The organism is Jeotgalibacillus sp. JSM ZJ347, assembly GCF_044383825.1.
Classification (GTDB): domain Bacteria; phylum Bacillota; class Bacilli; order Bacillales; family Jeotgalibacillaceae; genus Jeotgalibacillus.
The window spans coordinates 1-21,694 of the sequence record NZ_JBISEN010000005.1; the positions used below are offsets into that span (position 1 = coordinate 1).

The window sequence follows — 21,694 nt, forward strand, 5'->3', positions numbered from 1 at the left end:
AAAGGGAAAAATCGCCCTTTTTCGTTCCGCGTCTTATGCTTGTCGCAGCTGAACAAGCGCCTTACGCTTTTACTTTATCCAGCTTCAGGCGCTAGCTGCTCGTGTCATAAGCCACTGAACGATAAAGGGAAAAATCGCCCTTTTTCGTTCCGCGTCTTATGCTTGTCGCAGCTGAACAAGCGCCTTACGCTTTTACTTTAAGGAGGTATTCAATTTGTGGAGCTATGAAAAGAGGCTGATGTATCCCGTAAGAGTCAGCACCTGTAACCCCACCCTTGCAAAATACTTAATGGAGCAGTATGGAGGCGCTGATGGCGAGCTTGCAGCTGCCCTTCGTTATATGAATCAGCGTTATACGATTCCGGATAAAGTCATTGGTGTGTTAAATGATATTGCGACGGAGGAATTTGCCCATCTTGAAATGATCGCAACGATGATTTACAAGCTCACAAAAGACGCCACGCCGGACCAGCTCCGTGCAGCAGGTCTGGCAGAACACTACGTCAGTCATGACAGCGCCCTCTTTTACAGCAACGCAGCCGGTGTCCCATTTACAGCAAGCTACATCCAGGCGAAGGGCGATCCGATCGCTGACCTCTATGAAGATATCGCGGCAGAAGAAAAAGCACGCGCCACCTATCAGTGGATCATTGACCAGTCAGATGACCCTGATTTAAATGATGGTCTCAGGTTTTTAAGGGAACGGGAAATTATTCATGCTCAGCGCTTTAAGGAATCTGTCATGCTGATTACAGAGGATCGTGAAGAGAAAAAAGTGTTTTGATTGGAGGCCCGGCTTCTTTTCAGGAGTCGGGTTTTTATCTATAAGCATAACAATTACCATGCCCTCCTCCCTATGCTACGATATGTTCAGACATATCTTGTGCAGATGGGAGTATCTGTGATGAAGCAAACTGCTAAATGGGGTTACACCCTCTTTATTCTTTTATATGTAATAACACACTTTATTGTCTCACTGGTCCAGATTGATTCGCTTACAACCCCGCTTTCTTTATTCGGCCTTGCAGCTTTTGCGATCGGTTATTTTTTTCTGCCTTTAAAACAGGCATCCATTTCACTGATGCTGCTTGCCATTGCAATCATGATCCACTTTACTGCCGGCACCTCTCTTTTAGAAGCGAGTGTGTCCGGATTTACGGTGATGAGCGGTTTGATTGCACTGCTATTAATTGTTCCGATCATCAGCTGGGTACTTGAAGAAAAGCCTTATATAGAATCTGTTATTCATTTTGCCCAAAGGCTGTTGAACACAAGCAGAAAATTTTACTTTGGCATGATCATGATGACACAGATCATTTCATACTTTTTATTATTTGGCGCTATTCCAATGCTATATGGTATGATTAACAATTTCCTGAGCGATCAGCATGGGGAGGCCTGGGAGAATTATAAAGGCACTGCCCTGCTGCGCGGTTTCGCTCTGACGACGATGTGGGTCATCAGTATTCCAAGCTTTATTTTTGCCGTGGATGCACTTGGTGCTTCACTCGGTCTGTCGATTTTACAAGGCTTTATGATTTCGTTTGCCGGCATTCTCTTATCTGTCTTCACTTCTTATATCCGCGAACGCAGATATGGTGTGAATCTGACTGCAGGTATTCAGGAGCAGCTGGCTAAAATTGCTGGCCATCAGCAGCCGGGTGGCAATAAAGAAGTTGTTGAATTCGTCCTATTATTTGTGACGCTGTTCGGATCTATCTTTCTATTTAATTCTCTCTGGAGTGCGAGCCTGCTGCTAATCATTCCACTCGTGATTATTGCCTGGGTAATCATTAACTTCTTCATTCGTAGAAAACCGGGCAGGATCATTGAAAATGGTAAAGCCTATGCGAAGTCAGGTATTCCAAATAAAGCGCAGCAATTCTCTATTTTACTGGCTGCCGGATTTTTAATTGATGCTGTAAGTCAGTCAGGCTACGGTGAATATATCGTGGATGGTCTGTTTTTAGTGTCAGGCACCATTCCATTTCTGAATTTCCTGTGGGTATTGCCATTTGTTGTGATTATCCTTGGCTTTATCGGGCTCGGCCCACTGACAGTGATTGTTCTCGTATCAGGCATTTTGCAAGGCGTAGATGTTCCCTATCCGCCTGAAATTGTCCTGCTGGGTATCACGTCAGGAAGTGTCATCTCTATTATGATTTCACCGCTAATTCTTCCAACCATTGTGCTGAGTTCGGTAAATGGACTAAGCATTGTGAAGAACAGTTTTCTATTTAACTATAAATTTGCCATTGCATTTTATTTAATGGTACAGATTTATTTACAGGGATTTGTCGTGATTTTCCTATAGAAAAAAAGATGCAGCTCTCCTTTGGGCTGCATCTTTTTTGATTAAACGAGTCAATTTCATAATCGATTTTTCTTAGAATAATAGACACTAAACCATACATGATATGACATTTTTGCATAACTTATTAGTGTATTAAGATTTTCCCGATCGGGTTTGCGGCGCAGTTACATGAGGTGGGCTGATACATAATCTGAAAGAGTAAGATCCTCTTCGGGTTATTTAATATTGAATAAGGAGATGACTGTTTGTGCGCCGCAGGAGTAGATGCAGACGTATAAGGTTTTGTGTATTTCCCGGCTACCGGTGGTGTGGACCCGGCTGCAGTGGCCCGGGGGATCCGATCAATCCAATTGATGCCGCATGTAAAGCCCACGACGAATGTTATAGAGATACAGGAAACCGGTGTGCCTGTGATGAAGCATTGATCCAAAGACTTTCTTCCCTCCAATCATTCCGAACGCCAGAAGGACGACATGCCATGATCATCCTTCACTACATGAAGATGCAAAGAAATTTCACCTGTTTCTTTTAAGTCCAACATCGCTGAACAACAAAGAAGCAGTCTGATTCAATGTTAATCGGACTGCTGATTGGTGTACTCATAACTGAATTTACTATGCTTCATGAACATTTCCACCCGATTGACAATTCTACTTTCCGGTTTTAATATATGAATACATACACATATATACATACTTCGAGTGGAGGTGGTCTTTTGAATAATCATCATCCGGAAAACCTTGATGAAGAAACACTTTTTGTCGTATCACAGACATTCAAAGCACTCGGTGATCCGACGAGAATCAGGATTTTACATCTGCTGTTTGCAAATGAATATTCTGTGAACGGGATTTCTGAAGCGTTGAGCCTTCGACAATCTACCGTCTCCCATCAATTGAGATTTTTAAAAAATCTCCGGCTTGTAAAGTATCGCCGTGAAGGGACAACGCTATACTATTCCCATGACGATGAACACGTAATGAAGATACTCGAACAAATGATAGAACACGCCCGTCACTAAAATTTGCGGAGGTGAAATAATGGGACACGGACATGATCATGCGCACACTTCCAATAAAAAAGCTTTACTAATCAGCTTTATCATCATTACCAGTTTTATGATTGTCGAAGCGATCGGTGGTTTTCTGACTAACAGCCTTGCACTATTATCTGACGCCGGTCATATGCTGAGCGATTCGATTTCGCTTGGTGTTGGGCTACTCGCCTTTACGCTGGGTGAAAGGGCTGCTGACCAAAGTAAAACTTATGGCTATAAACGATTTGAAATTTTGGCAGCTGTTTTTAACGGTGTGACGCTCGTACTAATTGCATTCTATATTTTTTACGAGGCTTTTCAGCGTTTCAGCAACCCGCCCGAAATTGCCTCAACCGGCATGTTAATCATTGCCACACTTGGACTGATTGTGAATATTGTGGTCGCCTGGATGCTGATGCGTAAAGGTGATACAAAAGACAATCTCAATCTGCGCGCTGCATTCCTTCATGTACTTGGCGATCTGCTTGGATCAGTTGGCGCTATTGTAGCCGCCCTTCTGATTATATTCTTAAACTGGGGCTGGGCAGATCCGCTGGCAAGTGTGATTGTAGCAGCTCTTGTATTGATCAGCGGCTGGCGCGTATCAAAGGATTCGATTCACGTACTTATGGAGGGAACACCTGAAAATGTAGATCTCGAGCAGGTCATTAAAACAATCAAAAGCGTGAGCGGCATCAAAGACATCCACGACCTGCACGTCTGGTCCATCACAAGCGGCAACAACGCCCTTTCCTGCCACGCCGTCGTGGAAGGCAGCCTTTCCATCAATGAATGCCAGAAGCTGCTGCGGGAAGTTGAACACAAACTTGCCCATGAAAAGATCGGTCACGTGACCATTCAGCTTGAGGATGAGGCGCATCCGCATGATGAAACCGTAATGTGCTGCCATCAGGATGGGCATGTGCACTGATAAGAAGCTTGGTACTAGGTGCATGCATTTACATGCTGGGGGCGGAGGTTAAAGCGCCCTCTTCTGTCATGCTATAATGAATGTAAAACTGTACAGTCATAGGAGAATTGAAGATGAATGAAGCATCGCAAAAATATTGGACCGAATTCTGGAATACTCAGGGTAAGGAACAGCCGGCATCTGTGACTGCATGGCAATTTGGCGCAGTGCCTGATCAGCTGGCACAGTTAGTAATCGATGGAGTAAAAACAGCTACCTGTTCGGGCCTTGTTTTCTATGAGCTTGAAAATGAACCGCTGCCGGCAGTAGATGATTACAGCATTATTCTCAGCAGTAAGGATGAGCCATTAGCAATTATCCGTACATCTCAGGTGGAGCAGATGCCGATGAATGAAGTCCCTGAGGAGTTTGCGATTGCTGAGGGTGAAGGTGACAGGACGTACCGCTACTGGAAGGAAGCACACGAGCGCTTTTTCAAAAAAGAATTAAATGAGATCGGACTTGAGTTCACTGAAGATATGATGCTGGTTTGTGAACGATTTGAGCTGGTCGATGTGAATAAATAAATTAAGACGGGCAAACTTACCGATTTGGTAGTTCGCCCGTCTTAATTTGATCATGGAAACCTGAAAATTTATATTTTACTCAGCACTTCATCCAGACTCATCTCCTCTTTTGAAGAAAGACGGAGCGCAATGCCCGGGTCAAATCCCAATGACTCAGTAGTCGGATTAGGGACGGCAACACACTGAATACCCGCGCGAATAGCCGCAAGTGCTCCGTTTGGTGAGTCTTCAAAAACAACCGCTTCATGGGACTTTATATTAAAATGAGCGAGAACTTTTAAGTATAAATCAGGCTCCGGCTTCACATGCTCAACATCATCAGCTGTACAAATAAAATCAAAGTACTGTCTAATATCCAGCTGCTCCATATGCCGGTCAATCCATCTTTTAGAAGAACTTGAGGCGAGCGTGATGTTCAATTCAAACACTTGTGCCCACTGCGGTCTCAATTCTTCTCTTTTAACCCCGGGGACCTCTGACATCAAAGATTCATAAGGGTCAAAACTTAAAGCACTTCCTATTCCCTCCAGCCACTTTTTAACAGGGAACTGCACCTGATATGTTTCATAAAGCTTTTCAAAAGATTCAATTTCACTGGTTTCTGTATCAATTACCAATCCATCAAAATCCAGTATCATACATTTGATCACATCTACTCCCCCATTTTATTTTTTACTGATCTAAGTTTATCCTGCTCAATTTTTTATTCTGAACTATTGATTTATATTTTCTTCATTTATAATAACATTAGTTAGTTAAAGGCGGATGTTATAGAGTGATGATACATATCTTTAATCCGAGAATTAAGTTTAACGAATGGATTTTTAGGTAATAAGGCTTATAAATGGATAATATGTATAAGAGGGATGGATAAAATGAATATGGTTGCAGAAAGTAATGTAATGGGGGCTTTTAAAAAGAATCTTGCGATGATTCAATTTGACCTTAATAGAAAAGTATCGTATGTAAATGAACTGTTTGCCGGTGCTGCAGGATATCGTCCGGAAGAATTGATTGGGTGTCACCACCAGATCTTTTGTTTCGAGGATTTCTCAAAATCAGCTGATTACGAACGTTTCTGGAGAGATTTATCAGCAGGTATTCAATTTCAGGATAAAATCAAACGGAAGAAACGTGATGGCTCAGTGATCTGGCTTGAGGCGACGTATATGCCAATTTTCGAGGATCACAAAGTCATTGGCGTCGTAAAAGTTGCCACTGATATTACGAATAGACAGATTGGTGTTTCTGAGTTGGTCTCCTCGCTATCAGACGTTTCAGGAGGCATGACTGATAAAGCAGAGCATGGGATTAAACGAAGTGATGAGCTGCGTGAGAGTATTGATCATACGCTTGAATATTCTAGAAAGAACCTTGAAACACTTACTCAGCTGATGATGCAGGCAGAAAATATCCAGCAGCTGACCTTTGCCATCAAAGAGATCGCTTCACAGACCAACCTTCTCGCACTGAATGCCGCAATTGAAGCTGCACGCGCCGGGGAACATGGTCGTGGATTTGATGTTGTAGCAAAAGAAGTGAAAAAGCTTGCAGGTAAAGTTGAAGAATCGATCTTAACGGTCCGAAGCTCTGCAGAAGGAATCAGTTCCGAGGTTAAAGAGATCAGTAATGGAACGGAGGAGGTGGAGAAAGTCATTCAAAAAGGCTCTTCTCAAATTCGCGAAACCATTAGTGATTTTCAGGAGCTGACTGAAATTGCTGCGAAGATTGATGGGTATGCTGAGAGATTGAAGATGAGTGTGTAAGATTTAATCAACAACGTAACTCCACGACATTTGAATAGTCATATACAAAGAAACCAGATGCCTGTTATGATCAGCAAGGCACCCGGTTTCTTTGTGATTTAAAAAACAATATTTTTTATGTACAGTCCCCCATAAATTAGAACCCCGCCAATTAATATCAATAAGCCAATCATCACAAAACCGTTGACAAAACCCTTCCCCTTTGAGAATAAATCCAGGAACATATTTTAAATGTATCAGCTATTCTAACCATCACTTCACCACCGATCGTAAAATACCAATTAAAATGGTATTAAATCGTCTCTTATGCAATTTCATTCCTACAACATTTTGCAAATCGTAACAATTCCTATTTACATATCGTAATGATTACGATATATTATTCACTGTGATTTAAATTAAGGAGGCAAACAATGAATAAAAAATGGTTACTATCATTAAGTTTATTAAGTATTATCGCTCTTGCTGCGTGCGGAAATAGCAATGATGAAAATGACGGTGGTTCGTCTGCTGTATCATCTGATACTGATCCCCTTTCAATTTACACGACAGTCTATCCACTACAGTATTTCGCAGAACGTATTGCCGGTGATGAAGCAGAGGTAAATTCAATTCTCCCACCCGGCTCTGACTCGCATACATATGAACCTACTTCAAAAGATGTGATGGCGATCGCTGAAGCAGATCTATTTATTATGAATGGTGCTGGTCTTGAAGGTTACGCGGACAGCATTGCTGAGGCGATTGAGTCTGAAAATGTAACAATTGCAGAAGCAACTGAAGGTATTGAGTTAAGTGAAGGTGCGCATGACCATGGCGATGGGCACGATCATGACCACGGGGACTATGATCCTCACGTTTGGCTAGATCCGATCCGCTCGATTGACATGGCTGAAAACATTAAGGATTTGCTGACAGATATGCAGCCCGAAAATGAAGCGTTATTTGAAGAAAACTTCGAGTCATTAAAAGCTGAACTTGAAGCATTAGATCAGGAGTTTTCAACTGGAATCGAAGCTGCACCCGGCAATCACTTTATCGTGTCGCATGCCGCTTATGGATACTGGGAAGAAGCATATGATGTTTATCAAATTGCAATTTCAGGTCTGAGCCCTACACAGGAACCTTCTCAAAGAGAGCTGCAATCAATTGTAGAAACAGCTGAAGCATATGGATTACATCATGTCTTTTTCGAACAGAACATAACGACAAAGATTGCTGAAATTATTAGAGAAGAAATTAGCGCAGAAACGCTCAAGCTGCATAATCTTTCTGTTTTAACTGATGAAGATATTGAGAACGGTGAAGACTATTTCTCTCTTATGAAGCACAACCTTGAGCAGCTGAACATCGCGTTGTCTGCTGCACCTGCTGTCGAGCCGGAAGATCATGATCGCGACCACGATCACGAACATGACCACAATCACGGTCACGACCACGATGAAGAAGCACAAAAAATTTATGATGGTTATTTTGAAGATCATCAGATAGAAGACCGTTCGCTGTCTGACTGGGAAGGTGACTGGCAGTCAGTTTATCCTTACCTTCAGGACGGAACGCTTGATGAAGTATTTGCCCATAAAGCTGAAGAAGGTGATAAAACAGCTGAGGAGTATAAGGAATACTATACTGAAGGGTATGTAACAGATGTAGACCGAATTGTAATAGAAAATGACATATTTACTCTCTATAAAAACGGCGAACCATCAACCGGTGTCTACACTTATGATGGATATGAGATCCTGAATTATGAAGCAGGAAACCGTGGTGTACGCTACATCTTTAAGCTTGAAGAAACACAGGAAGGCACAATGCCTGCCTACATTCAGTTCAGTGACCACAGCATTTCCCCAACAGATGCGCATCACTACCACCTGTACTGGGGCGATGACCGTGAAGCATTACTTGATGAAGTCGTGAACTGGCCAACATATTATCCATCAGATATGAAAGGTGAAGACATTGCACATGAGATGATGGCGCATTAATCTGTCAGGCCCGGTTTTATACCGGGTCTGTTTTTAAATGGTATTGGAATATCCACGGGTAGTACTAGCCCCAACCAATTCTGCATAAAGGGATAGAATAAATCTGATTGCCGATCGAATTAATTTAATTAATGACAAATCCATCATCCCCCAATTCACTATTGATGGAATCCACACGATTGATGGTCGAATCATTCAATTGCTGATAGATTTATTTTAAAGGGTGACTGAATGAACTATGCCGCAGCACAACTCTTGCTCTGCATTTTTTTACTGCTAAGATTAAATGTACACTGCGTTTCAAGGAGGTCCCCCATGCCATTTACTATTAAGCAAAAGGAAGTTTTGAAGGGAAAATGGGTGAGCTCGTTGCAATGCTTTATTATTCAAGAGGTGTCTTACTTCAAGATATTCAAGGTCTGAGTCAAACTGAAGACTGACCTTGACTTCATCGCATATGAAGGTGCAAACTCCATCGTAGCCCTGCTTATACATATCGCTTCCATCGCTACTAGACGATGCGCTTCATATTAATACATGAACTTAACTGATCGTACAGACCATCTCAATCACGGAGGTTTGGTAATAACCCTTTTTCCTCCATTTGAAACTATTTCTTTTATCAACCGTATAAATGATTATCTGAACTAAGGAGGAATTGTGATGTCTAAGTACTCAATCAGACAATTCGTACAGGAAACGCAGCAGGAAGACAGCGCGCGTAACTTTTTTGAGCTGGAAACCGACCGTATGCTTGAGGTGAACTTGAATGGACGTGTCTGGGCAAAAGCGGGTTCAATGATTTCGTATGATGGAAATATTAAATTCGAACGTGAGGGTATGCTTGAACATGGACTTGGGAAGTTCGTTAAGAAGGCATTTAGTGGTGAAGGTGCTCAATTAATGAAGGCCAATGGGCAGGGCAGACTTTACATCGCGGATATGGGGAAGAAAATTACTGTGCTTGACCTGGAAGGCGAGAGTATTTTTATTAACGGAAATGACCTGCTTGCTTTTCAGGACGGATTGGAATGGGATATCAAGCTGATGAGACGTGTAGCGGGGATGATGGCTGGCGGATTGTTCAACGTTCGTCTTGAAGGCCAGGGGCTTGTTGCCTTTACTTCACATTATGAGCCACTCACGCTACATGTCACACCGAACAAACCTGTATTCACCGACCCGAACGCAACGGTTGCGTGGTCAGGTAATCTCGAGCCTGAGTTTGTCACAGACGTTCAGCTGAAGAGCTTCTTTGGCCGTGGCAGCGGAGAGTCAGTACAGATGAAGTTTTCGGGGAATGGATTTGTTGTGGTGCAGCCTTATGAGGAAGTGTATCAGGCGCAGCAGAGTTGATTTTAGAAGCTGACAGGACACTACACTTATCGTGTTCTGTCAGCTCCGAACTACAAAAAAGCAGACCCAACAGGATCTGCTTTTTCTTATTTCATCCGCAACAGACGCATACTATTCAAAATGACAATCAGTGCAGCACCCGTATCACTCAGTACAGCCATCCACAGCGTCAGGAACCCCGGGAAAATCAGCATGAGCGCTGCAAGTTTCGTCATCAGTGAAAACCAGATATTCTGCTTAATGATCGTGAGCGCTTTTCGGCTCAGGCTGATCGTGTACGGCAGTTTTTCAAGATTATCTGCCATCAATACAATATCCGCTGTTTCCATCGCCGTGTCGGTTCCGGCACCGCCCATTGCGATTCCAAGATCAGCAGTGGCAAGTGCAGGCGCATCATTAATGCCGTCTCCAACCATCGCAACCTGCTTCCCTTCATTCTGTAGCTTCTTCACAGCCGTTACCTTATCTTCAGGCATCAGCTCGGCAAAATAGCGGTCCAATCCGGTTTCAGCAGCCATTTTCTTTGCTGTACCTTCATTATCACCAGTCAGCATCACCATTTCACTGACGCCCGACTGCTTCAGCTTCTCAATCGAACGGACAGTGATATCCCGGACCGTGTCTGCAACTGCGATGAGTCCGAGAATTTGATCACGTGTACCCACTGCCACAAGCGTATTACCTTCATTTTCCATCACGTCTATCTGTTCATCAAGATGCGCAGTTGATACACCGTTCTCTTTAAAGAGCTTCGGTTTACCCGCAAAATATTCAGTGCCGTCAATGAATGCAGTCGCACCTTTTCCGGCAATCGCACTAAAACCATTACCCGCTTTTGCTGAGATGTTTCGTTCATTGGCATAGCTGATCACAGCCTGTGCAATTGGATGTGTTGAATGCTCTTCAATCGTTTTTGCGATACTGACAAGCGTTTCACTGTCACCTTCAAGTGTAATAACCTGCGTGACTTTCGTCTTTCCTTCAGTTAACGTACCCGTTTTATCAAAAGCGATGGCTTTGATAGCGCCTGCTTTTTCAAGGAACGTCCCACCTTTAATCAGCACGCCGTTACGAGCAGCATTTCCGATCGCTGAGACAATCGCAACCGGCGTTGAAATGACAAGTGCACACGGACAAGCAACGACTAATAGTGCAAGCCCTCTATAGAACCATTCACCCCACGCGCCGAACCCGGCAAGGGGTGGAACCACCATCACAAGCAGTGCAAGTAAAAATACAATCGGCGTATAGACCGCTGCAAACCGGTCAATGAAGGCCTGCGTCGGCGCTTTTTTCTCCTGCGCTTCTTCTACTAAATGAATGATTCGTGCGATCGTTGTATCCTCTGACAGTCTCGTGACCTTTACTTCTAAAGAGCCGCTTTCATTCACTGTCCCGGCATATACTTTATCCCCCGGCTCTTTATCAACCGGCAGCGACTCACCAGTGATCGGCGCCTGGTTCAGACTTGATCGTCCGGCAGTAATTTCACCATCGAGCGGAATTTTTTCACCCGGTTTCACGATCATAATGTCATGAATCGAAACGTCTTCTACATCTTTTACAACCGTTCCATCCGCTGCTTTAATCACAGCTTCAGACGGCGTCAGATTAATCAGGCTGCGGATCGAATCTCTCGTGCGTTCAATAGACCGGTTTTGCAGTGCATTCCCAAGCGCAAACAGCCAGACAACTGTTGCCCCTTCAAACCATTCGCCAATCAGTGCTGCACCGATTGCTGCAGTCACCATCAGCACATTCATATCAAGCGAGCGGCTTTTGACTGCATAGAATGCGCTTCTCGCAGGCTTATATCCACCGATCACAATAGCAGATGCGTAAAATAATGTGATCATCCATTCTGGAATGGCAGTAAATGATCCGATAAATCCAATTGCTAAAAGGAGTCCGGAAACCGTCGTAACCGGAAACGCTTTTATCTTCTTTTCGTCGGTCTTCTTTTGATTCCGCAAAGTCGCAAGCTTAGCATCAAATCCTGACTTCTGAACTTCTTTGACAACCTGCTCATCACTCAGCGTGTGGGAAATATGCATTTTACCGGTTGAAAAATTAACTTTGACACTTTGCACACCCACATTACCTGTCATATGCTTCTCAAGCGTTGCAGCACATGAACTGCAGTCCATTCCGCTTACCTGGTAAATGTAAGCGTCTTTTACCGGACGTTCCGGTTCGGCTTCAAAGCCAAATTTCTTCACATCCTCTGGAATCGCTGCGAAAATGTCATTATTCAAAGCACCAACAGTCATTTTACCTGCCGCATAATTGACACTGATTGATTGAACACCCTCTCTTTTTGAAAGACCCTTTTCAAGAGTTGATGCACATGACGGACAGTCCATGCCGCTCACTTTAAAAGTTTGCACATGATTGATAGATTTCTCATTCATTTCACCGGTTTGTTCAGGTTCCGGACTTTTATTTGAGCAGCATGAACCAGCCGCTTCTTTTTCTTCCTGCGTATTTTCTATAGAACAGCAGGATGACTTTGTTTCCTGTTCAGTTTTTTGCATTTCTAACACCCCTATTCCTCATTTGCATGAACTAACGCGATCGACACAAGCTGACGCACATGATCATCAGCAAGTGAGTAAAATACCAGCTTGCCTTCCTTACGATATTTCGCAAGCTTCATATTTCTCAGCAGACGCAGATGATGTGATGCAGTTGCTGTTGAGCAGCCGATAATATTGGCAATATCACAGACGCAAAGCTCTTCCTCTAGTGTGAGCGCATACGTGATTTTTACGCGCGTCGCATCTGCCAATGCCTTAAAAATCAGCTCAACACCCTCTGCTTCAGGTATTTTGGGCTGCACCCGATTCACAACAGATTCGTCATAACAATACGTTTCACATGTATCCTGTGATGTCTGATTCGCTGATTTAACCATATTTGCACCTCATTCAAATAGTTGTTTGATTGTTTAGTTATAGTGTATGCGTGTGGGGTTGGGGATGTCAATGACATATTCAAATAGTTGTTTGATCGTTTGAGTAGAGGAGGGACAGACCCGGGTCTACCTTCCGCGGTATCACGGCATCCATCCTGGCACTTATGAACGTCGCGGGGCGTTTCACAGCATTCAGCCGGAACAACCAGACGAATTTTCTTTCTAAAAAAACAGGTCCTCTCAGCACATTGCGCCGAGAGGACCTGTTTTCAATTCTCCTTATTCCATCAGGCAACTTTTTCTATCCTCCACCCTGATGTTGATTTTTTGTGTTTACTTCTCAGCTGATCAAGCTTCTCCTTTTTTGTTTTTGTCTTTCTGACATGTGTACTGATCTCAGCCTGTGTGCCGCGTTTCAAATCAACGTCAAACTTTCCATTTCTCACCGCGTGCAGCCGCTGTTTTTTTGCTTTGCTTTTGCTCATGGTTGTCTCTCCTTTTGTTTTTTTGTTGTTACATCCTTATTATAGCAGGAAAGGTAGAGGAGGGTCTGTCCCTCCTCTACCTTTCAGCTGCTACGCTACTTTTACTCGTTAGAAAAATACTATAAAACTCAATTAAGAAGATCAGCTTTAAGAGTAATAAAGCACCCATTAAAACCTCTGCGATTGCCGGGACCATCGTAAACATGAAATAAAACATTCCGGCCAAAACGTATACAGCCATCATGATGGCGCACAATTTTTTTAACCGTTTTGTATGAGTTGTGACACCTGCATCCTCTTCCAGCCCTTCAGTCAACCTGGAAATAATCACAAATACCATGAACATTCCCGCGATAACAAAACCGAGTCCCACAAAAGATATAATAGCCAGATAAGTATCTAGCGGAAGTTCCAGCGGTGAGTTGCCGGATGCATTTAAGATGAGAAAAGCAAGGCTGTGAAAAATCATAAAGCTCACTAAAGGCTGTGCTTTTCCCACACCTTCATACTTGCGTGAAACCTTCTTTACGCCAAAAAAGATGAGTATATAGCCAATCAGGTTTGTTAATGAATATGTAAGACTGATATCAAGAAAGCTGATGTTAAGTTTAAAAAACACCAGTAGTAATCCGAGGAAAATCTGTGTCATATTGCGGCTCCTTTTCCTATGTTGAACACAATATTAACACAATTCCTTTATCTTATATAAGAGGGAAAAATTGTACCGATACCCATGGAATCATTTAAATCCCTTTACCCCCGACAGTCTGAAGCGTACTAATCCTCTCCATTCCCGTAATAATCGGCTTGGCACGGCTGATCAGCGTCTGAGTTGCTTCGAGTGACAATGATGCCTGATGCGCCTGTTCATTTTCCCACGTTTCATACACGTAGACCGCATCGGGCTCATTTTCAGACGTACTCACGATATAGGCTTCACATTCCTTAAGATCCTTCATTGATTCAGCCGCTTCTACAAGAATATCAGCCAGCAGATCCCTCTTCCCTTCCTGCACTGTGAACTTACCAAACAAGCTGTATTTACTCATTTTAGTCCCCTCCACAATCAAGATGATTTTTTTTACAAAATTTAATCAGGGATAAAAACATGTTCTATTTTAAAACAGAACTTGCTTTATCCCATGAATCGTTTATTTAAGATATTCTTCCAGTCGGTCCATCTGTGAGGCTGTTCCTTCTACCATGCCCATTTCACTCAGCCTGTTGAGGGACTCTTCTGAATCAAAGAACGTCGTGGTGATCAATTTTGTCCCGTCTTCTGCAGGTACAAAAAGAACCTCAATATCCATTCCCGGCAGCTCACCGTTTACATTTCCCTCTTCATCAGAAAACATATCTTCATAAAGAAATCGTTCAGGCGCCTGAATTTCCTTAAATTTTGCCAGTCCCCATGACTCCATTCCATAAAAATCACCCTGACTTTTATCTTCACACTTCATGCAGTAATGCCAGAGTCCACCCGGTTTAAATTCAAAACGCTTGTTTGTCGTCTTCCATCCTTTTGGCCCCCACCATGCTTCTAATTCACTGGAAGTTGTAAAAGCCTTAAACAGCCGCTCCTGCGATACGGAAAAAGTACGTTCAATAATCAGTTTGGTCCCCTCTGTTTTCACGTTCATCATGATTCCTCCTCTTTTAAATGCGCCTCCAGTCTGTCAAGCTGGTCTTCCCACTGTTGAATGTATGATGACAGCCAATTCTGTAAAGCGATAAACCCACTTTTCTCCAGATGATAAAACCGTTTGTTTGCAACGGCTTCAACACGGACCAAGCCTGCCTCATGCAGAATTTTTAAATGTTTGGAGGTCTGAGGCTGAAGATAACCCAGCTCATCAGCGATCTCACCAACCGTTTTGGCTCCTCCCTGCAAAAGCTCTAATATCTTATGACGTTTTTCGTCTCCAACCGCCTGGAACATCTTTATATGATTCGCATTAGACATTTAAATCACCTTCTTATTTTAAATATACCATAAAAAGAATATTCGTCAATAAGAATATTTAAAATTCTGATTATTTTAATCTGCAATCAAAAAAGTTCCGGCATCTACCGGAACTTTTTGTTAGTTTATTAGTATTTACTTTTTAGGAATCGGCGCTCTCGCTGATACAAGCCCTCTCTCCACAAGCTCTTTCCAAAAATCGCCTGGAATATTTGCTTTCAGCGCCTGCAGGTCCTCCTTGATACGATCAGGTCTTGTAGAGCCTGTTACCACTGCTTTCACTGCCGGATGTGCTGTTGAAAACTGCAGCGCTGCATCTTTCAGCTTCACACCGTGATTCAGTGCGACTTCATTGAATTTGTCCACACGCGCTTTAATTTCAGGTGTGATTTTTTGATAGTCAAAGTGGTCTCCACCAAGCAATGCCCCTGAGTTAAATGCCGATCCAATCACAAGTCCGCCACCGCTTTTTTCAGCAAGCGGCATCATCCGCTCAAGTGCGCGCTCATGCTGAAGCAGCGTGTATTGTGTCGCGGATAAGCTGAGATCAGGATGTGCTTCTTCAAGTTCAAGCGCTACTTCAATCGGCGTTGTCGTATTGACACCAAGACCCCACGCTTTAATCACACCTTCATCTCTCAAACGGTCCAGTACCTTGAACGCACCATTACGTGCTTCATCGAATTTCGTGACCCACTCGTCCCCGAGAAAGTCAGGAGAAATATCATGCACATATACCATATCCAGACGATCCGTTTTCAGGCGCTTCAGACTGTCTTCAATAGACCTGAGTGTCCCTTCCTCTGTATAGTCCGTCTTGATCTTATTTTTACGACCATATTCAAAAAGGCCTTCTTTCTCTTCCATTTCATCCAGGACAATCCTGCCTACTTTTGAACTCAGCAGGTATTCATCGCGGTTATAAGCGGATAGAATCTCACCAAGTCTGATCTCAGCCAGTCCCGCTCCATAAAACGGCGCTGTATCAAAATAGCGGATCCCTTCATTCCACGCAGACTGAATCGTTTTCATCGCTTCTTCTTCAGGCACATCTCTGAACATATTGCCGAGCGGCGCGGTTCCAAGACCGAGTTTATGCTTAATGTTAAGATCGTTTTTCATTCACAACACCTCTTCTGCAGATTAGATCACTATCATGTCTCTACCCGCTGAGAGGTAGGCTAAACTGATCGAAGGTTGCGTCATGGCAAACGTGAATAGCGCCGTCTATCTACGTCAATTGTATTTTCACGGCAATCAACTGAGCTATTACCTGCCTCAAACCGGGTGTATAGCTACGTCAAATGCCGGGACACCTACGGCAACAGAGAAAACACTGCACTCAGCTACATTTTAAACCCCTTAGGCATACATAAGCCTAAGGGGATAAATCAATTCTATGACGACATCACCTGTCCACCATTCACATGAATACACTGTCCCGTCATATAAGAACCATCGTCAGAACCAAGCAGCACATAAGGTCCGACCAGCTCTGACGGCTGACCCGGACGTCCCATTAATGTATCTGTACCGAACTCTTCCACTTTCTCTTCGTCAAATGTTGATGGAATGAGTGGTGTCCAGATCGGTCCCGGGGCAACCATATTCACACGAATGCCTCTATCAGAAAGGTTCGCTGCCATACTGCGCGTGAAACCGACAATCGCACCTTTTGTAGACGTGTAATCAATCAACTGCGGGTTTCCTTTATACGGATTGACTGACGTCGTATTAATAATTGCGCCGCCCTCTTTTAAGTGACGTAATGCAAATTTCGTCATATGAAAGACTGAATACATATTTGTTTTGAACGTTTTATCCCACTGTTCAAATGAAATATCTTCAAGGTTAGAGGTCGGGTATTGTACCGCTGAATTATTGATTAAAATATCCAGACGCCCAAAATAATCTACCGTTTTTTCAATTAATTCCTTACAAGTCTCTTCTTTAGACACATCGCCTGGAATCAGCAGGCACTTTACGCCTTCCTGCTCAATTAGTTTCTTCGTCTCATCCGCGTCACTCTGCTCATCTTTCAGATAATTGATTGCAAGGTGTGCACCTTCACGGGCATAAGCGATCGCGACGGCGCGACCAATTCCGCTATCCCCTCCTGTAATGAGCGCGATCCGGTCAGTCAGCTTTTCACTACCTTTGTAATCAAGTGGCTGAAGTGGACGCGGGTCCATTTTCGACTCAATTCCGGGCTGTTCTGCCTGAGTTTGCCCCGGTTGACCGCCTTTTTGTCGTTGTTGAATATCCATTTTATTCAGCTCCTTTATCTTGTATATACCACTCTATTCCTCACATAATGGGATGTAAACATCTGTCAGGTTCGCCAAAAAGAATGAACCTGCTACAGGCATTGATCTGAAAAGATTCAGCTGAAATTGAATTTTTACACGTTGCATACAACCTCGGCAAAAAAGATAGCCTGTTTTTTCTCTCCACTTTCCCTACACTGAACTTAGTAAACAATTGAAAGAGGTTATATCAATGAAACTGGCTTCACCAAAAATTCGTGCTGAGCTGACAGAGAAAAGGTTTGAAGATATTTTTCATGAAGATTATCCGGAGCTCGACAGTTGTCTGATCAGTGATATTGATTTTGAAAATGAAGATTTACATAGAGTAAATCTGTCAGGAATGATCCTGAAGAACTGTCGCTTTAATGGGACTGACTTCACGTCGATCAGCATGACAGAAGTGAAGTTTGAAAACTGTGATTTCTCTAATGCAAATCTAGGTAAAGCTTCTATTCATAGAGTCAATTTTCAAAACTGTAAATTTACCGGAACTGATCTGACTCATTCAAGACTGGGAAATGTATTTTTTGAATATTCAATTTTAAGTCTATCTGCATTCGGAAGCTCAAAGCTTGAAAAAGTGAGGGTTAAATCGGCTTCATTAGAAAGTGCCGATTTTTATGAGTGTGTATTAAGGAGGGTTGAATTTAATCGATGTAACCTGAACAGTGTTAACTTTGAAAACCACTAAAAAACGTTGATATCAGTACCTCAACGTTCCAGTCACTGAGTCTCTCACTTGAGGATCTAAAGGGGTGTAAAGTCTCGACTCAGCAGGCGATACAGTTTGCAGCATTGCTTGGACTGGTGATTGTGGATTAATACATTCATCCTAAAATCCTTGCTAACGTGATAGATAGTCCCACACAAAGTAATAATGTGATGGCCCAGTCAATTTTACTTGTTGTCTTTAAGAAGATGTTGAGAGTTGCGCTGATAAAGAAGGTAATGATAAATACAAAAACGATCGCAATCACATCAGTAAGCATTTTTCGAACTTCCTTTTAAGGAAAAAATCGTCTATTATATATGATGGAAATATTTTCCTTTTCAGTCAAGCTGACCTAGAGGGGATGACGAAAAACTCAGACTCATACTCATTTTCCTTATGATCAGCTTAGCCGTTTATAGCATACTTAGCAATCAGGTCAGCCTCATCTCCCTTTACGTTCTTCTAACCGCTAAGAGGCCATGACACTCAGCGGTCTTTTTGAATTTCAAAAACGCAGTTCGAACGCTTGAACAATGGATTTTCCAGCAGATTTTATAATCCTCGTAAGTATAGTTATTTTATTTTCTAGTTAATAATGTCCATTTTCTCAATTGAATTATTGAGAAAATGGGCTTTATTGAATTTTTTATCACTACTACTACATAAATTCAAGTTTCTATGTTTAACCAACAATTTTAGAAGGAATTACCTAAAATACTAAATAAGTGGTTATTATGACAACTTTACATATTTTTTAGCAAGGAGGCTAAAAATGAAGGTGAGAGGTATAGTTCTAGTGATGCTGGCCGCTATGCTTTGGGGCATCAGCGGGGGAATCGCAGATATTTTAATGGAAAACGGATGGGACCCAACAGTGATTTCTTTTTACAGGGGTGCAGTAGGGCTTGTCTTTTTCTTTATCTGGTTTGTTTCACGTCTCAACCAGAATTGGACATTTAATAAGCGCCTGTTCACCTGGGCCACACTTGCAGGCATTGGGATTGCAGGTAACTTTACATTCTATTTCCTCAGCATTGAGCATTCAAGTATACCAATTGCTTCTACGTTAATGTACACAGCACCAGTCTTCGTTCTGCTGATTTCTTTTATCTTACGGATCGAGCGTTCAACCTGGTTTAAATGGGGCTGTATTTTTGGCGTGTTAGCTGGAATTGTCCTGCTGACTGGCGCTTATGATTTCACATCTATATCCGTTAGTGTTAAAGGGGCAATTGCCGGACTTGCAGCAGGGGTTTCATATGCACTATTTATCTTTGGCTTTAAAAATACGTCTTCACATGGAAGACCGCAGTCATCCTTGACAGTTGCTTTCTTTGTATTCTGTATCATTCTTTTCTTCACTAGTGATAAACAGGATCTTGCAGGCGCAATCTCATCTGATGATACACTGCTATTTCTATTGCTTGGTGTGATCGGGGCAGGTATATCATTTATTTTATACGTAATTGGTCTGCGTCATACAACCGCAACTAACGCTTCAATGGTAGCAATGCTCGAACCGGTTACAGCTTCATTGTTTGGCGTATTACTGCTTGGAGATCATCTTAATTGGATTCAAATACTGGGCATGGTACTGATCATTGCGACAATTACGTTACTGAGTGTGAAGCAGTCTGACTAAAAACATGTATCTTCATTGAAAAGCCATTATACTTAATGAAGCAATAGAAAGGAATGATGCAGATGCTGAACAGACCGGAGAAAAACGAATACGCTAAGCCTTTTGGACAATATATTGACCTTGTGCCCGCCGGAAACCTAATTGATCTGCTGAAGTTCCACCAGCAGACAACAAATGAGTTTTTTAAATCCGTTCCTTCTGCTGACTGGCATAAGCGCTACGCTGAGGATAAATGGAATGCTAAGGAAGTGCTTGGTCACATGATTGATAATGAGACAAACATGCTTTATCGAATATTCCGCATCACCAGAGGCTTTGAAGACTCCCTTCCGTTTTTTGAAAGAGAAAAAGCCATTGGGCACTTCGACTATGATTCGATTCCGGTTGACCGGTTGATCCATTATTTTTGGGAAACTAGACAACTGATGATTACTACAAGTGAAAATGTGAAAGAAGAAAACTGGCTGAATGAGGGGCGCTTAGGTGAAAATACCTTTTCAGCACGCGCACTGGCATATGTATCTGCCGGTCATGAACTGCATCACCTTAAGGCTTTAAAAGAAAAGTATCTTATTTAAAAAGCAGATCCGGTTTCGCCCCGGATCTGCTTTTTGATTAATATTTATATGACTGACCGCCATCGATCGGAATCACTGCTCCGTTGATAAAACCGGCCTGATCTGACAACAGAAATGCAACGAGATAGCCGATTTCCTCAGGTTTACCGAAGCGCTGCATTGGATTAGACTTTACGAATTCCTCACCAACTGCTTCCCAGTCATCGCCACCCATTTGACGAAGTGAGCCTTCTACCATTGGCGTCATAATCGCGCCTGGGGCAATCGCTTTAATGCTGATGCCATATTGTCCGTACTCAACGCCAGAGTTACGCGTCAATCCGACTACCCCGTGTTTACTTGCCGCATAGCCTGACTGATTTCCAACGCCGCGGATCCCGCCAACTGATGCAGTATTTACGATTGAACCGTGCCCTTGCTCTTTCATTATTTTCAGCACATACTTCATGCCATAAAATACACCGTTCAGGTTAATGGAAACAACCTTTTCAAACTCATCTGAACCATAGTTTTCAGTTTCATTCTGTTTTCCTTCAATTCCGGCATTGTTAAAGAACCCATCTATCCGCTGGAATTTGGATACTGTTTCATCAACGTATTTCTTAACTGCTTCTTCATCCGCCACATCTGCTGTAATTGTGATAATCTCCGCTTCAGGTACTTCTGCTAAAATATCACTTTTCGCTTCTTCAAGTGCGTCACCATTTAAGTCAACGAGTGATAATTTGGCACCTTCTTTTGCCATCTGCAGTGCTGAAGCATAGCCAAGACCTGATGCCCCACCTGTAATCAATACAACTTTGCCGTCAAATCGTTTCATTTTCATTCACTCCTGTTTCAAAGTAATGTTAAAACAATTCCCAGAGATAAATCCGCTTACATGACTATTGTAAGTGCATGCTTAATTTTCTTCAATTATTAGCGCATCTTATTACATAAATGAGCGATAGGATTTTTCCTCTATCACTCTCCACGAATAACTGCATAAACTGAAAGTAAGGCTCATTTTCAGTTTTCCCTCTACCTCACCACCACGTTAAAGAATTAAACGAAAAAGTATTGACTTTTTATCTACTTCAGCTATACTTACATTCAATTCCGATTATTTTTATAGGATTAAAGAGATAAGTAGGT

The 21,694-nt window shown here is 42.6% G+C and carries 22 protein-coding genes and 1 pseudogene; 12 read left to right on the plus strand and 11 right to left on the minus strand.

The window, feature by feature from the left end; translation table 11 throughout:
* Positions 1–214: 214 nt before the first annotated feature.
* The 6 genes from ACH6CZ_RS13615 (at position 215) to ACH6CZ_RS13640 (ending at position 4,847) form a co-directional block, all read left to right on the plus strand.
* Entirely contained in the window at positions 215–784 is a 570-nt protein-coding gene (locus tag ACH6CZ_RS13615) for a manganese catalase family protein (protein ID WP_374098010.1), read from the plus strand.
* A 120-nt stretch (positions 785–904) separates the two neighbouring features.
* On the plus strand, positions 905–2,314 hold the full coding sequence (locus tag ACH6CZ_RS13620; RefSeq protein WP_374098011.1) for a hypothetical protein: 1,410 nt from the start codon (positions 905–907) through the stop codon (positions 2,312–2,314).
* Positions 2,315–2,561: 247 nt separating this feature from the next.
* Positions 2,562–2,846, plus strand: a complete 285-nt coding sequence (locus ACH6CZ_RS13625) for a phospholipase (RefSeq protein WP_374098012.1) — start codon at positions 2,562–2,564, stop codon at positions 2,844–2,846.
* A 183-nt stretch (positions 2,847–3,029) separates the two neighbouring features.
* Positions 3,030–3,335: an ArsR/SmtB family transcription factor gene (locus tag ACH6CZ_RS13630; RefSeq protein WP_374098013.1), complete on the plus strand. Its 306-nt coding sequence runs from the start codon at positions 3,030–3,032 to the stop codon at positions 3,333–3,335.
* Between the two features lie 19 nt (positions 3,336–3,354).
* Positions 3,355–4,281, plus strand: a complete 927-nt coding sequence (locus ACH6CZ_RS13635) for a cation diffusion facilitator family transporter (RefSeq protein WP_374098014.1) — start codon at positions 3,355–3,357, stop codon at positions 4,279–4,281.
* Between the two features lie 113 nt (positions 4,282–4,394).
* Positions 4,395–4,847 carry an ASCH domain-containing protein gene (locus tag ACH6CZ_RS13640; protein ID WP_374098015.1) on the plus strand — a complete coding sequence of 151 codons (453 nt, stop codon included), beginning with the start codon at positions 4,395–4,397 and terminating at the stop codon, positions 4,845–4,847.
* Positions 4,848–4,915: 68 nt separating this feature from the next.
* On the opposite strand, the gene ACH6CZ_RS13645 is transcribed toward ACH6CZ_RS13640, so the two are convergent.
* Complete coding sequence (locus tag ACH6CZ_RS13645; protein WP_374098016.1) at positions 4,916–5,497, minus strand: HAD-IA family hydrolase; 582 nt, start codon at positions 5,495–5,497, stop codon at positions 4,916–4,918.
* Between the two features lie 225 nt (positions 5,498–5,722).
* Here ACH6CZ_RS13645 and ACH6CZ_RS13650 point away from each other — a divergent pair, with 225 nt between their 5' ends.
* From ACH6CZ_RS13650 to ACH6CZ_RS13660, 3 genes are all read left to right on the plus strand, one after another.
* On the plus strand, positions 5,723–6,613 hold the full coding sequence (locus ACH6CZ_RS13650) for a methyl-accepting chemotaxis protein (RefSeq protein ID WP_374098017.1): 891 nt from the start codon (positions 5,723–5,725) through the stop codon (positions 6,611–6,613).
* A 413-nt stretch (positions 6,614–7,026) separates the two neighbouring features.
* Positions 7,027–8,601: a metal ABC transporter solute-binding protein, Zn/Mn family gene (locus tag ACH6CZ_RS13655; protein WP_374098018.1), complete on the plus strand. Its 1,575-nt coding sequence runs from the start codon at positions 7,027–7,029 to the stop codon at positions 8,599–8,601.
* 663 nt (positions 8,602–9,264) lie between these two features.
* Complete coding sequence (locus ACH6CZ_RS13660) at positions 9,265–9,957, plus strand: AIM24 family protein (RefSeq protein ID WP_374098019.1); 693 nt, start codon at positions 9,265–9,267, stop codon at positions 9,955–9,957.
* A gap of 86 nt (positions 9,958–10,043) precedes the next feature.
* On the opposite strand, the gene ACH6CZ_RS13665 is transcribed toward ACH6CZ_RS13660, so the two are convergent.
* The 9 genes from ACH6CZ_RS13665 to ACH6CZ_RS13705 form a co-directional block, all read right to left on the minus strand.
* Positions 10,044–12,491 carry a heavy metal translocating P-type ATPase gene (locus tag ACH6CZ_RS13665; protein WP_374098020.1) on the minus strand — a complete coding sequence of 816 codons (2,448 nt, stop codon included), beginning with the start codon at positions 12,489–12,491 and terminating at the stop codon, positions 10,044–10,046.
* Between the two features lie 11 nt (positions 12,492–12,502).
* The gene (locus tag ACH6CZ_RS13670) at positions 12,503–12,871 is read right to left on the minus strand and encodes an ArsR/SmtB family transcription factor (protein WP_374098021.1); all 369 of its coding nucleotides are present in this window, start codon (positions 12,869–12,871) and stop codon (positions 12,503–12,505) included.
* Between the two features lie 287 nt (positions 12,872–13,158).
* Positions 13,159–13,356 carry a hypothetical protein gene (locus ACH6CZ_RS13675; RefSeq protein WP_374098022.1) on the minus strand — a complete coding sequence of 66 codons (198 nt, stop codon included), beginning with the start codon at positions 13,354–13,356 and terminating at the stop codon, positions 13,159–13,161.
* Between the two features lie 76 nt (positions 13,357–13,432).
* A complete protein-coding gene (locus ACH6CZ_RS13680; RefSeq protein WP_374098023.1) occupies positions 13,433–14,005 on the minus strand; it encodes a hypothetical protein in 573 nt (190 codons plus the stop codon).
* Positions 14,006–14,099: 94 nt separating this feature from the next.
* A complete protein-coding gene (locus ACH6CZ_RS13685; RefSeq protein WP_374098024.1) occupies positions 14,100–14,405 on the minus strand; it encodes a putative quinol monooxygenase in 306 nt (101 codons plus the stop codon).
* Between the two features lie 102 nt (positions 14,406–14,507).
* Positions 14,508–14,996 (minus strand): SRPBCC family protein, encoded by a 489-nt coding sequence (locus tag ACH6CZ_RS13690; protein ID WP_374098025.1) that lies wholly within the window; start codon positions 14,994–14,996, stop codon positions 14,508–14,510.
* Entirely contained in the window at positions 14,996–15,319 is a 324-nt protein-coding gene (locus tag ACH6CZ_RS13695; RefSeq protein WP_374098026.1) for an ArsR/SmtB family transcription factor, read from the minus strand. The genes ACH6CZ_RS13690 and ACH6CZ_RS13695 overlap by 1 nt, the downstream gene beginning before the upstream one ends.
* Before the next feature lie 135 nt (positions 15,320–15,454).
* The gene (locus ACH6CZ_RS13700; RefSeq protein WP_374098027.1) at positions 15,455–16,441 is read right to left on the minus strand and encodes an aldo/keto reductase; all 987 of its coding nucleotides are present in this window, start codon (positions 16,439–16,441) and stop codon (positions 15,455–15,457) included.
* Between the two features lie 275 nt (positions 16,442–16,716).
* The gene (locus ACH6CZ_RS13705) at positions 16,717–17,586 is read right to left on the minus strand and encodes an SDR family oxidoreductase (RefSeq protein WP_374098028.1); all 870 of its coding nucleotides are present in this window, start codon (positions 17,584–17,586) and stop codon (positions 16,717–16,719) included.
* A gap of 232 nt (positions 17,587–17,818) precedes the next feature.
* On the opposite strand from ACH6CZ_RS13705, the pseudogene ACH6CZ_RS13710 reads away from it, so the two are divergent.
* The 3 genes and pseudogenes from ACH6CZ_RS13710 to ACH6CZ_RS13720 all read left to right on the plus strand — a co-directional run bounded on the left by ACH6CZ_RS13710 (position 17,819) and on the right by ACH6CZ_RS13720 (position 20,560).
* A pseudogene (locus ACH6CZ_RS13710) lies at positions 17,819–18,450 on the plus strand (pentapeptide repeat-containing protein).
* Between the two features lie 662 nt (positions 18,451–19,112).
* Positions 19,113–19,982 (plus strand): DMT family transporter, encoded by an 870-nt coding sequence (locus ACH6CZ_RS13715; protein ID WP_374098029.1) that lies wholly within the window; start codon positions 19,113–19,115, stop codon positions 19,980–19,982.
* 62 nt (positions 19,983–20,044) lie between these two features.
* Positions 20,045–20,560, plus strand: coding sequence for a DinB family protein (locus tag ACH6CZ_RS13720; RefSeq protein WP_374098030.1), 516 nt, complete (start codon positions 20,045–20,047; stop codon positions 20,558–20,560).
* A 37-nt stretch (positions 20,561–20,597) separates the two neighbouring features.
* Here ACH6CZ_RS13720 and ACH6CZ_RS13725 read toward each other — a convergent pair whose 3' ends face one another.
* Positions 20,598–21,380, minus strand: coding sequence for an SDR family oxidoreductase (locus ACH6CZ_RS13725; protein WP_374098031.1), 783 nt, complete (start codon positions 21,378–21,380; stop codon positions 20,598–20,600).
* Positions 21,381–21,694 lie beyond the last annotated feature (314 nt).

Excerpts from the sequence above, each read along its gene's own strand:
- ACH6CZ_RS13620 (WP_374098011.1), top strand. The coding sequence starts at position 905 with ATGAAGCAAACTGCTAAATGGGGTTACACCCTCTTTATTCTTTTATAT.
- ACH6CZ_RS13635 (WP_374098014.1), top strand. The coding sequence starts at position 3,355 with ATGGGACACGGACATGATCATGCGCACACTTCCAATAAAAAAGCTTTA.
- ACH6CZ_RS13640 (WP_374098015.1), top strand. The coding sequence starts at position 4,395 with ATGAATGAAGCATCGCAAAAATATTGGACCGAATTCTGGAATACTCAG.
- ACH6CZ_RS13650 (WP_374098017.1), top strand. The coding sequence starts at position 5,723 with ATGAATATGGTTGCAGAAAGTAATGTAATGGGGGCTTTTAAAAAGAAT.
- ACH6CZ_RS13655 (WP_374098018.1), top strand. The coding sequence starts at position 7,027 with ATGAATAAAAAATGGTTACTATCATTAAGTTTATTAAGTATTATCGCT.
- ACH6CZ_RS13660 (WP_374098019.1), top strand. The coding sequence starts at position 9,265 with ATGTCTAAGTACTCAATCAGACAATTCGTACAGGAAACGCAGCAGGAA.
- ACH6CZ_RS13665 (WP_374098020.1), bottom strand. The coding sequence starts at position 12,491 with ATGCAAAAAACTGAACAGGAAACAAAGTCATCCTGCTGTTCTATAGAA.
- ACH6CZ_RS13670 (WP_374098021.1), bottom strand. The coding sequence starts at position 12,871 with ATGGTTAAATCAGCGAATCAGACATCACAGGATACATGTGAAACGTAT.
- ACH6CZ_RS13675 (WP_374098022.1), bottom strand. The coding sequence starts at position 13,356 with ATGAGCAAAAGCAAAGCAAAAAAACAGCGGCTGCACGCGGTGAGAAAT.
- ACH6CZ_RS13680 (WP_374098023.1), bottom strand. The coding sequence starts at position 14,005 with ATGACACAGATTTTCCTCGGATTACTACTGGTGTTTTTTAAACTTAAC.
- ACH6CZ_RS13685 (WP_374098024.1), bottom strand. The coding sequence starts at position 14,405 with ATGAGTAAATACAGCTTGTTTGGTAAGTTCACAGTGCAGGAAGGGAAG.
- ACH6CZ_RS13690 (WP_374098025.1), bottom strand. The coding sequence starts at position 14,996 with ATGAACGTGAAAACAGAGGGGACCAAACTGATTATTGAACGTACTTTT.
- ACH6CZ_RS13695 (WP_374098026.1), bottom strand. The coding sequence starts at position 15,319 with ATGTCTAATGCGAATCATATAAAGATGTTCCAGGCGGTTGGAGACGAA.
- ACH6CZ_RS13700 (WP_374098027.1), bottom strand. The coding sequence starts at position 16,441 with ATGAAAAACGATCTTAACATTAAGCATAAACTCGGTCTTGGAACCGCG.
- ACH6CZ_RS13705 (WP_374098028.1), bottom strand. The coding sequence starts at position 17,586 with ATGGATATTCAACAACGACAAAAAGGCGGTCAACCGGGGCAAACTCAG.
- ACH6CZ_RS13715 (WP_374098029.1), top strand. The coding sequence starts at position 19,113 with ATGAAGGTGAGAGGTATAGTTCTAGTGATGCTGGCCGCTATGCTTTGG.
- ACH6CZ_RS13720 (WP_374098030.1), top strand. The coding sequence starts at position 20,045 with ATGCTGAACAGACCGGAGAAAAACGAATACGCTAAGCCTTTTGGACAA.
- ACH6CZ_RS13725 (WP_374098031.1), bottom strand. The coding sequence starts at position 21,380 with ATGAAACGATTTGACGGCAAAGTTGTATTGATTACAGGTGGGGCATCA.